This is a genomic window from Metabacillus halosaccharovorans (assembly GCF_002019635.1).
Taxonomy (GTDB): domain Bacteria; phylum Bacillota; class Bacilli; order Bacillales; family Bacillaceae; genus Metabacillus; species Metabacillus halosaccharovorans.
On the sequence record NZ_KV917371.1, the window covers coordinates 2215913 to 2226301 of the forward strand.

At 31.6% G+C, this 10389-nt stretch carries 15 protein-coding genes and 1 riboswitch; of the genes, 13 read left to right on the forward strand and 2 right to left on the reverse strand.

The window, feature by feature from the left end; all coding sequences use genetic code 11:
• Positions 1-62 precede the first annotated feature (62 nt).
• The 5 genes from BK577_RS26590 to BK577_RS10520 all read left to right on the forward strand — a co-directional run bounded on the left by BK577_RS26590 (position 63) and on the right by BK577_RS10520 (position 3101).
• Positions 63-692, forward strand: coding sequence for a tyrosine-type recombinase/integrase (locus BK577_RS26590; protein ID WP_169908200.1), 630 nt, complete (start codon positions 63-65; stop codon positions 690-692).
• Positions 693-729: 37 nt separating this feature from the next.
• On the forward strand, positions 730-1077 hold the full coding sequence (locus tag BK577_RS26595) for a tyrosine-type recombinase/integrase (protein ID WP_281252598.1): 348 nt from the start codon (positions 730-732) through the stop codon (positions 1075-1077).
• A gap of 240 nt (positions 1078-1317) precedes the next feature.
• Positions 1318-1403: riboswitch (cyclic di-GMP riboswitch) on the forward strand.
• Positions 1404-1423: 20 nt separating this feature from the next.
• The gene (locus tag BK577_RS10505; RefSeq protein WP_078432835.1) at positions 1424-1783 is read left to right on the forward strand and encodes a hypothetical protein; all 360 of its coding nucleotides are present in this window, start codon (positions 1424-1426) and stop codon (positions 1781-1783) included.
• 245 nt (positions 1784-2028) lie between these two features.
• Entirely contained in the window at positions 2029-2220 is a 192-nt protein-coding gene (locus BK577_RS26810; protein ID WP_078432836.1) for a DUF5659 domain-containing protein, read from the forward strand.
• A gap of 221 nt (positions 2221-2441) precedes the next feature.
• On the forward strand, positions 2442-3101 hold the full coding sequence (locus tag BK577_RS10520) for a hypothetical protein (RefSeq protein WP_078432838.1): 660 nt from the start codon (positions 2442-2444) through the stop codon (positions 3099-3101).
• A 173-nt stretch (positions 3102-3274) separates the two neighbouring features.
• Here BK577_RS10520 and BK577_RS10525 read toward each other — a convergent pair whose 3' ends face one another.
• Entirely contained in the window at positions 3275-3475 is a 201-nt protein-coding gene (locus tag BK577_RS10525) for a cold-shock protein (protein ID WP_026560151.1), read from the reverse strand.
• A gap of 516 nt (positions 3476-3991) precedes the next feature.
• Here BK577_RS10525 and BK577_RS10530 point away from each other — a divergent pair.
• The 3 genes from BK577_RS10530 to BK577_RS10540 all read left to right on the forward strand — a co-directional run bounded on the left by BK577_RS10530 (position 3992) and on the right by BK577_RS10540 (position 4949).
• Complete coding sequence (locus BK577_RS10530) at positions 3992-4336, forward strand: hypothetical protein (RefSeq protein WP_078432839.1); 345 nt, start codon at positions 3992-3994, stop codon at positions 4334-4336.
• 94 nt (positions 4337-4430) lie between these two features.
• Positions 4431-4670, forward strand: a complete 240-nt coding sequence (locus BK577_RS10535) for an HPr family phosphocarrier protein (RefSeq protein WP_078432840.1) — start codon at positions 4431-4433, stop codon at positions 4668-4670.
• A gap of 81 nt (positions 4671-4751) precedes the next feature.
• The gene (locus tag BK577_RS10540; RefSeq protein ID WP_078432841.1) at positions 4752-4949 is read left to right on the forward strand and encodes a hypothetical protein; all 198 of its coding nucleotides are present in this window, start codon (positions 4752-4754) and stop codon (positions 4947-4949) included.
• 95 nt (positions 4950-5044) lie between these two features.
• On the opposite strand, the gene BK577_RS10545 is transcribed toward BK577_RS10540, so the two are convergent.
• Positions 5045-5491 carry an SHOCT domain-containing protein gene (locus BK577_RS10545; protein WP_139367294.1) on the reverse strand — a complete coding sequence of 149 codons (447 nt, stop codon included), beginning with the start codon at positions 5489-5491 and terminating at the stop codon, positions 5045-5047.
• 218 nt (positions 5492-5709) lie between these two features.
• Here BK577_RS10545 and BK577_RS10550 point away from each other — a divergent pair, with 218 nt between their 5' ends.
• From BK577_RS10550 to BK577_RS10575, 5 genes are all read left to right on the forward strand, one after another.
• Positions 5710-5928 carry a hypothetical protein gene (locus BK577_RS10550; protein WP_078432843.1) on the forward strand — a complete coding sequence of 73 codons (219 nt, stop codon included), beginning with the start codon at positions 5710-5712 and terminating at the stop codon, positions 5926-5928.
• Positions 5929-6039: 111 nt separating this feature from the next.
• Complete coding sequence (locus BK577_RS10555) at positions 6040-6447, forward strand: VWA-like domain-containing protein (RefSeq protein WP_078432844.1); 408 nt, start codon at positions 6040-6042, stop codon at positions 6445-6447.
• A 62-nt stretch (positions 6448-6509) separates the two neighbouring features.
• Positions 6510-7055 (forward strand): GNAT family N-acetyltransferase, encoded by a 546-nt coding sequence (locus tag BK577_RS10560; protein WP_078432845.1) that lies wholly within the window; start codon positions 6510-6512, stop codon positions 7053-7055.
• A 1463-nt stretch (positions 7056-8518) separates the two neighbouring features.
• Positions 8519-9613: a type III polyketide synthase gene (locus BK577_RS10570; RefSeq protein ID WP_078432847.1), complete on the forward strand. Its 1095-nt coding sequence runs from the start codon at positions 8519-8521 to the stop codon at positions 9611-9613.
• 6 nt (positions 9614-9619) lie between these two features.
• On the forward strand, positions 9620-10168 hold the full coding sequence (locus tag BK577_RS10575; protein WP_078432848.1) for an isoprenylcysteine carboxyl methyltransferase family protein: 549 nt from the start codon (positions 9620-9622) through the stop codon (positions 10166-10168).
• The last annotated feature ends 221 nt before the right edge of the window (positions 10169-10389 follow it).

A 10389-nucleotide genomic window follows, 5' to 3' on the forward strand; every position in this document is an offset into this window, starting at 1 on the left:
GTTAAAACGTTGCCTACATTTTCATGTCTAAGACATGTATTTGGAGGTGGCGTTTTTTCTTTATGAAGAGAAAAAGAATGACAGTAAGAGTCAAAACAGATAAGACAAAAGAAGACAATTCATTTAACTTTACTTTTCAACAAGCATTCGAATATTTTATCTCTGATAAAAAGTCAGAAGGGCTAAGAAAAAGCACAATCAAATCTCATTATGAACTTTTTCATTTTTTTCTTGGGTGGTTAGATTACAATTATCCAGAGATAACAAAAGTAAATGATCTTGATACGAGTTTAATAGGAGAGTATATCAACTACATGAGGGATGATCATTACAACTATAAAACTAAGGATTATGGACTTGCTACTCAAACCATAAACGCACAAATTCGATTTCTTAAAACTTTTTATAATGTATTGTTTAAAGAAGAAATATCAAACAATAACCCAGCAGAACAAATTAAGCAACTTAAGACGGATGAAACACCATTTGAACCTCTTACGGAAGATGAAATGAAAAACTTGTTAAATGTTCCTGATCATAATCAATTCCCACAGTGGCGTGATTACTGCTTAATGATGCATTTGTACGATTCGGGAATGAGAATAAAAGAAGCGATTGATCTCACGCGGAATGAGATTGATATTAAAACTAGAAGAATAGTATTACCTGCTGAAAGAAGTAAAAACACGTAAGCCAAGGATTATTACTCTTTCTAATCATGTTATAAAGCTGTTAATTGAATCAATGAGTGAAAATGAAGAACATTTCGAAAGTGAATACGTTTTATTAAATTGGTACGGTGGACAATTAGCAGAGGATACATTTAGAAAGAATTTAAAAAGGTATGTAGTTAGGGCAGGAATTACTAAACAATTTTCATGTCATGATTTCCGCAGACAATATTGCACAGAATTTTTAAGTCATGGAGGATCTCTCTTTGCTCTACAATCCATAGTTGGTCATTCGCAAATATCAACCACAAGAAAGTATGTAAGGTTCGATGAACAAACGATCAAAAACCAACATGAGTTATATAGCCCGGTAGCTAAAATGAGGTACAGACACAACAGAAGATAATTGAGGAGGAATTTAAACATGGAACAAGTTTTATTGATTGCTTATTTTTTTGAGCTTTCAATAAGGTAGACAATCTTGCAGCCTTACGTTTTCCTTGCGTCTAACCCGATTCAGTCAAAAGTCAAAACCAAAATCAAGATAAAAATTCAAAAGATTGTAATAAATATAGTAAAAAAGATTTAGTATATTGTAGAATATTGTTGAAATTCAGTACAAAAGACTTTAGAATTCTAATAGTACTATTGATAAAGGCAAACTTACCGAAAGGTAAGGACGCAAAGCTACGAGTCTAAAGTCCTGTGGATTATGACAGTCGGGTTGCCAATATAATAATGTTATTTACTATGTGCTGGTAACCCCTATTTTTAAGGGGGAGAGAAAAATTAAGTATAATGAGGTTCAAATTGCTTTAAAGAAATTCAAACAATTATTAGCAAGATATCCTGATAAACAAGAGTCTGCTTTCTACTTTGCTAACTTTGTAAAACAGTTCTTAAGAATTAAAAGTAATGATAGTGAGCTTTTAACTCAAGTTATTATTACGCTGATTAAACAGGAAAAACCAATTGTATTTTATGAATTACGTATACGTGGAGATTATGACAGCATGTTTGAATTTTTAGTTCACTTGACCATGGACTATAATTTGGCAAAAGATAAGTTTGAAGAAATCCTTACTGAAGAAAAAAAGAAGGTTAGTATATAGGATTAAGAGTCATGTTACTGTGGCTCTTTTTTTAATTGTTAATTTATGTCATGAGCGAAAAATTGGAAAGGGATATTTTCAGGTGAGATAATTAGTTTAAAGAGGATAAGGCACATTAAATTTATAAACAATGTGCCCTTATTACGGATTTAATTATTAAATCAATATCTAACACCTATAAATACTGTGTTTGTGGACGATAATGAGGTCTAATATTTTTTAAATTAATTATTTGGAGGAATCATATGATATCTAATCAATTTTTCTTTTGTTATTCAAAAGAATTAGCAATACACTTACATAGAAGTGGAATACAATCAATTACTACTGCGCTTAGTCCTTCATCAGGTAAGAAATTTACATTATTTGTGAAATCACCGGAGTTACAAGAAGTAATTAATAATCATAACAATTCCAAACAACAGACTATTCAGTAGGAGGTAATCCTAAGGGGGCTATTCAAATAAATGTCTATTCAATTATCGTTCAAAGATCAATACTCAGAAGTTTACGGTAAGACTTATATAGATAAAATGAATTATTTAGTAAATGTAATTACTGAATATAAAACTGGCAGAGATAAATTTAATGTATTTATTTTTGAAACAGGACTAGGGAAATCATTTACAGTTGATCGAGTTTTAAGTGAAATAATCAATTGGATTGGGATAATGAACAAAAATTTCTTATAGTTAAACGTTTTAATGATGAATCAAATAAAAGTATGGATTATGTAGAAATTAACAGTCAATTTGTAAAAGGTTCAGCTTTAGCTATAACACATGAAAACTGGTCAGAATACAGATATAAAATAGATTACATACATAAAACATTTATTTACATCTCTCAACAACGCTACATTTCTCTTTGTGAAAATGAAGAATTAAGAGAAGCGATAACTAAAGGTCGAGACACCTTAATTATTGATGAAAAGATTAATTTTCCTGTCTATACATACAATGACAAACGATATACGGAAATATTTAAGATATTACCTAATGGTTTACGGACTTCGTTGACAGAAGTATGTAAGAAGTTTAATGAATTTATCGATTTCCAAAAGTCTATTAAGCACACGGATAAAGTGTTTACTCATAAATTTAAAATACATCCAGCAACACTGAGAAATTTTATAAATGATGTTCAAGTAGCTTTAGACAACTTCACTATAAAAGATACTGTTGACAGAAATAAAATAATTGATTTCACCAATGAGTTGAAACTATTTTACAGTAGTCAATGCGTTTATAATTCAGGAAACATTTCTACACATAACTCGGGTTCTTCTTTTTTACATAATAGATTAATTTACTTATAAAATTTTTAATATTTATTAGGTATTCTAGAAATAGTGTGTTATGCTTTAGCTAACCATTTAGTACCTTTTACATGTTTAGCCTCTCCCCATTCATTAATGAGTGGGGATTTTTATGTTGTTTTATGACTTTTCACCCAAAAGAAAAAGGACTCTAGAAAAGAGTCCTTAATTAATTATGCTTTGTTTACGTTAGTTGCTTGAAGACCACGTTGGCCTTGCTCAGTGTCAAAAGTTACTTTTTGACCTTCATCTAATGATTTAAATCCTTCGCCTTGGATAGCTGAGAAATGTACGAATACGTCGTCTCCACCTTCAACTTCGATGAATCCGAAACCTTTTTCTGCGTTAAACCATTTTACTGTACCTTGTTGCATAATTGTTGCCTCCTGTGTGGATCAAATCCACAATTTATTACTATAGTTGTTCAATTAGATATCAAAGGCGAAAAGTTTAAATACTATTCTTTCCTTACAGACCGAACAAAAATAATTCTTCTTTATCTTAACAGATAAATTTTGGAAAAGCAAATAGGTTAAGAAAACCCACTTCAATCAGTGAGTTTTTTTCTTCTGTAATAGATTAATTTACTCATTAAACTATTTCTTCCTGAATCAGTTAAAATTCTAACGAATAGTGGAATTGTGGCAGGTAGTTTAACTGCGATTATCTTGAATATTATCTTTAATATTATTCCATCACCTTCGAGACAAAAGCAATCAGAAGAGAGAGTTGTTCAAAGTCAAGCTTCATAAAAAATGTGCTTTCTCTATATTCATTTTAACATATGAATATAGGGAGAGCATTTTTTGTTTTTCTAAAAAATCAAGTGTTAAAGTAGAAAAACTACGTGTTTGTGCAATACTGATGAAAACGTAAAAGGAGGTGCATTGGTGATGAAGGATCATGAAAAAGTTAGGTCAATAAGTGAATATCAATTGATGAAGCAGTTAAAAGAGGATCAACATGAATTACTAGAAGTATCAGACTTATCAGAGCTATCAGATCCGATCTACACTCAAAATGCAATAAACGACAATGAAAAGCAGCAAATCCAAACAACAGTGAACAAAATGTCTCAGTTATGTGGTTGGGTTCTATCTGACCATGTTGTAATGAGAAACTGCATAAAGCTTGTATTTGTTCACTCGGATTATTCGGAGAAAAAGGAGATTGTTATTCAAACGGATGAGCAAAATCGGTTATTAATTACAGCAGATGAGGAAGGCTACTGTTAAAAACTGTTCTCCATTGGTTACTTTTTAAAAATTTGTCATGAAGGATGTTGGAAGTCAATAGAATTTTTATAAAAGTAATCATAGGGAGAATGGGATGAGAGTAAAAGAGCTGAGAGTTTCTAAACCAATGAGTGTAGACATATTTATCCAACTGGCGAATCTTGCAAAAAAATTTGAATCAGACATTTATGTAATCGGCCCTAATTATAAAATTGATGCCAAAAGTCTAATGGGATTATTAGCAACATTACGAATTGATGATCAAATTACCATCTTAACTAGCGGAGAGGATGAAGAGGAAGCAATAAAAGCGTGTATCCAGTTTTTTAAATAAAATTTTTGGATTTTATTCACCTTGTCCTTAATCGTTGAATACGATATAGAAACAACGATAACGAGGTCAGGTGAAAATGACATGAAAACAAAACTGATCAATTGGTTTGAAAAAAGAAAAAAAGTTCATCAAGAGAAGATGATGAAACTTGGAAAGTGTCCTGATTGTCGTGGTTATGGAGTTGTCATTGTACCGATACACTATGCCGGAAGTAATATAGAATGTTATAAATGTAATGGAACAGGAAAATTTTCTGAATGGGAAAAAAATACACAATAATAATAAGGACAGTGCCTTACGAAATCTTATGGAATGACATTCGTACAATGTATTCCGGGATTCGAGAGGAACTGTCCTTTTTTAGTTGAAATTCTTTACTTTTCTAAAAGTCGTTCTTTTTGATCTTCGTATTCTTCTTCTGAAAGAATTTCTAAATCAAAAAGCTCTTTTATTTTCTTTAATTTTTCAAAATTGTCAACTGCAGAATCGACCCTTTGATTTTTTACCTCTTCAACTTTGCTCTCAATCATTTCTTTTAGTTCGTAAGCGAGCTCTTTTTCCTGTTTAGAAAACTCAATTGCATACATATGTTTTTCTTTTTTATTTTCACCTGGACCACAGTCGATTACGATATTTCCATTAGACGCAAAACCCGGTTCCTTTAGGGTAACATTTGAAATATTTTTATACTGGAGTAATTTTCCTTTATTAAATTTACCAAGAAATCTGTTTTGAATGATTTCAATACTATTTTGATACATGTAAACAGTTGTTTTACTTCCTTTTTTAAACGTGTATTCTTTAAATGCTAATTCAGCCACCGTTTTTCCCCATTTCCATTCATCATACAAATTTTTTTATCCACGCTGAGACAACATAAACTGCTTTTATTTTACATAATTTTTAACTAAATTTCACCGCTTTTACGATTAAAATTTTGTAACGAATATTAAAAAAGCAAAAATGCCTTAACAAACATGTTTAAAAAACTGCCATTAGATCGATATTAAGGAATAATAAGGAATAATGAGGTGATGAATTGGATTTTCTACGTGGGATAGCAGATTGGAAGCAAACAAGAGTAGAAAAGGTGCGTACTGATATGGAGTCTTTGGGGAGATGTCCAGATTGCAGAGGCAGAGGCTTTACTTCATCTTTTACAAGTGTTTATTTACCACCAACATATGATGCCATTTTTGATTGCCCGGGTTGTAATGGCAGCGGTCAATATGAGGACTGGAGCGGAAATAATGCTTAGGTAAAGGTATTATTACTGGTATTGAAAACAAGTTACGATCTGGCATAGGATCTTTTCATTTGAGTAAAAATAGATGTGCTTCACAAAAAAAGTGAGGGGGAGATCTTCAGAATGAAATGGCAAAAGCAGCTTTTATCAAAGTTACAGGAAAGAAGCGAAAAAAAAATTGCACTTGCGATAGACACATCAACTAAACAAACGAATACATTACTCATTCAGAATATAGTGAAGCTGTTTGGTGAGGTTGCCCCACATTCACTTTTAGTGCAAGCAGATTTTAAAATTAGAAACATTACGCCAATAAAAGAAGATAATATAACGTATTACACTCATGGAAAGTCGTCTTATACCGAAGTATTAGAATGGGCTGATCAAGAAAAGATCGATACTCTATTTTATATTACGGATGTAACGGGCTATTTTTATGAAGAATTAAAAGTGAATTGTGAAGTGTTTTGGTTAGTTCCCGATGAATTTGTTCCAAAGGTTCCTTTCGGTAAAGCAATTCGTGTTGCTTAGAAAGAATTAATGAGGCTGATACAACAATTCAGCCTCTGCTTTGATTTAAAGGAGAGAATATAATGACAGGGGATATGATCGAAGAATTTACCGCAAAAAATGGAGAAAAGGTAATGCTTAGACCTGTTCGAATCGAAGATGCAGAACAGATCATTCATGCTGTAGCTCTAATTATTAAATCTGGCGCTTACATTCAGAAAGAATCTGCACGCAGCTTAGCAGAAGAGCAGAGATTTATTGAAAATATGATTCAATTAGATAATATGTATGTTGCTGCAGTTCTAAATGATGAAATAGTAGGCATTGCCCGTGTGATTAGAGGAGAACTTGAAATGAAACGACATACCGGGTTATTTAGAACATGGTTAGTCCATTCAGCTCAAGGGAATGGTATAGGTTCCAATATAATGAACCATACAATGAAATGGTGCAGGACTCATCAATTACATAAGTTATGTTTGACTGTATTTGCTTCAAATGATTTAGCCCACAAATTGTATGAACGATACGGTTTTATCGAAGAGGGTGTTCAGAAGGAGCAAGTGAAAATAAATGGAATGTATGATGATGAAATTTTTATGGCCTATTTTTTTAATAAGAAAGAATAGCAACTGGTCTGTGTATATGTATTGGAATTAATTCGTGATGGGATTTGATAATCATCATTAAAATTGAAATAGAATTTCCAGAATTTTCAGCGGTGAGTATTTCCTATGAATGTTATATAATGAAAGAGCACAACAACAACTCCTTTAAAACGTTGCTTTTCCCCATTTTTAGGGAAAGGCTTTTTTTATACATAAAAAATTTAATAAGATTTTATTGAAGATAGTTTAGTATAAGGTAAACTATTGCTTTCGTTAGTAGGACAGGACCTTGAAGACAAGATGTTTTTTATCTAATACGTAAAAAGAATATATTGACATTGGTGGGTGCGGGGTTTCGAATTTCTTTCCGATCATCAAATTAGCTTCAATTCCTTGCTAGTAAGGAATTGAAGCTTTTTGGCTTTTTGTAGATTAAATCTCTTCACTATTTTAAGAAGATTTTCGAAGTTAATTAGATTCTCTCTATATGTATTTTTCTACTATAGCGATAAGTGTTATTAGCACTGCTTTGAGAGATGAAAAACGATGAATTCCATAAAAATACATCGCTATAAGAAATATAAAGTACTTGAATTTAATTTCTTAACAAGAATGTGAATTAAATTTAGTTCCCTTGAATGGGTACAAACTTTCTAGATTAAGATTAATAATGATAGCTGAAAAAGAAATATACATTAAATCAAGATGGAAAAAATATGTAGAAAAAGCAAATAAATTGACAATAAAATATATGTTAAGAATTCAAATAAACGGGAAAAACAGAAATAACAGAAAATTATCATTAGTTACTTCAGATAATAGTGTAAAATCACTTTTTTACCAAACAATTATCGATAGGAGGACTTTAAAATGAGAATTAATAAACCTGAATGGCTTTTACTTAGCAAGGAAATAAAGTTGAAACTTATTCGTTTAGCAGTTTTGGAAAATGAAATGAAGCCCTCTAAACGAATAATAAACATAGGGTAATAGGCATTTAAAGGATATATTCCCTAGTTTTGAGATTTTTAGTGAATTAGTGATCTACAACAAAGGAATTAAGTAAAAAGATTACACCTCTGCACTTGGTAAAGAGGAGAGAAGGAGGAAATTACCTATTACAATAAGGAAAAAACTTTCTTGTAAAGTATCAATTAACTCCATTAAATTTGAGTAGTTAAAACGTCTTAAATCCTTGATAGCATTGGAGTGAGGCGTTTTTTTACGTTTTTAGGAACGAACGATAAGGGATATCAACAAATCTTGAGGATACTTTTGAGCTTTAATAGGGTAATGAATTTACATGTTTCTGCAAGTGAAAGTGTGAATCATAGAATATAAGTTTTTTTAAAGCATGAAGTATAAAGTCAATTAGCCTCGCCATTCGGCGGTTTTTTTTTATTTTGGATAAATTTAGCTTATTTGGAAAAAGTAAAGTTAATATATTTTGAAGATGGTTTGAAGAAAAATGAGGTGAAGTGACTTTGGCCTATATCTTATCGGTAGGAAAATCTATTCCTCAATATGAATTGACTCAAGATTCAACTGTAGAATTTGCAAAAGAAATATTTGAGGATTCGTTTAAGGATTTTGATCGCCTTTTACCCGTTTTTAAAAATGGAGAAATAGAAAAGCGGCAATTTGCACAGCCTGTTGAATGGTACAAAAAGCCAAGATCGTTTGAAGAGAAAAATGATCTATATATTAAAACTGCAGTGAAACATGGGATTGAAGCAGTGAAAAATTGCCTTTCTAATAAAACATTATTACAAAACAATATTATATATGAAGAGGTTGATGCCCTCTTTTTTGTTAGTACAACTGGTTTATCAACTCCGAGTATAGAGGCAAAAATAATGAATGTACTGCCTTTTAAAGAAACAACAAAGCGAATTCCAATCTGGGGACTGGGGTGTGCCGGCGGTGCTTCAGGCTTGTCTCGTGCTTATGAATATTGTAAGGCATATCCAGACTCAACAGTTCTTGTTATTTCAGTGGAATTATGCAGCTTAACTTTTCAACATGATGACAGGTCAAAAAGTAATTTAATAGGTACATCACTTTTTGCAGATGGTGTTGCATGCACTTGTGTGGTAGGAAATAATGTTGATTGGAAATCAAAATCCAAATTGCATTCTATCCCTAAAATACTTGATACAAGATCAACATTGATGCGTAATTCCGAAGATGTAATGGGGTGGGATATTAAAAATAATGGTCTATACGTGATTTTTTCACGAGATATCCCCTCAATTATAAAAAAGTGGCTTCGCCCACAAGTTATTGATTTCCTGGAAGAAAATAAAATGAAATTAGACGAAATAAACCACTTTATTGCCCATCCGGGAGGAAAAAAAGTAATCGATGCTTATACAGAAGGTCTCGGCTTTTCAGAAGAACAACTACATATTTCAAAAGAAGTGCTAATAAATCATGGGAATATGTCATCAGTAACGGTTATGTATGTTTTAGAATTATATCTCCAAAGGGAACTAGGTAAAGCGAAAGAGTATGGTCTAATTGGTGCTCTTGGACCTGGATTTAGCTCTGAAATGTTGCTTGTTCAATGGGAGGAATGATAAGGGATGTTTTATATAGTCTTTTTCTTTTTAATCGTACAAAGAATAACAGAACTATTTATTGCAAGGAAAAATGAAAAGTGGATGAAGAATAGAGGCGGTATTGAGCATGGAAAAGACCATTATCCTTATATCGTGTCATTACATCTCCTCTTTTTAATCTCCTTTTTTATAGAAGTTCAAGTTTTTCAAAGAGAGTTAACAGACATATGGTTTGTTATGTTTCCGATTCTTTTTGTGACACAGTTTTTGCGGTATTGGTCAGTCTTTTCTTTAGGGAATTACTGGAACACAAAAATTATAATTGTCCCAGATGATGTGGTCATTTCAAGGGGACCATACAAATTTGTAAAACATCCGAATTATATTGTAGTAGCGGTTGAAATTTTATTATTGCCTTTATTATTTCATGCTTATATTACGGCAATTCTGTTTACGATCCTGAATGTGGTAATGATGACGATAAGAATTCCTGCTGAAGAATCCGCTCTTCAAACATATACGAATTATCATGAGGTCTTTCCGATTAAGTCTAGATTTTTGCCGAAAAGGTAATAAAGAAAGATTTTTCAAAAAATATTAAAAGTCCCATTGAAAATGATTATCATTGATGATAAAATATGATTGTGTTGAAAATCATTCTCATAAATATGGAGGTCTGCTGCGAATATGACGATGTTATTTGTCGGTTGTACCGTTGTTACGTATAGCTTTTTAATTGGCTACATATTAAAAAATATTGATACCCAAAAAGCATAATCATTTGAACATTTTAT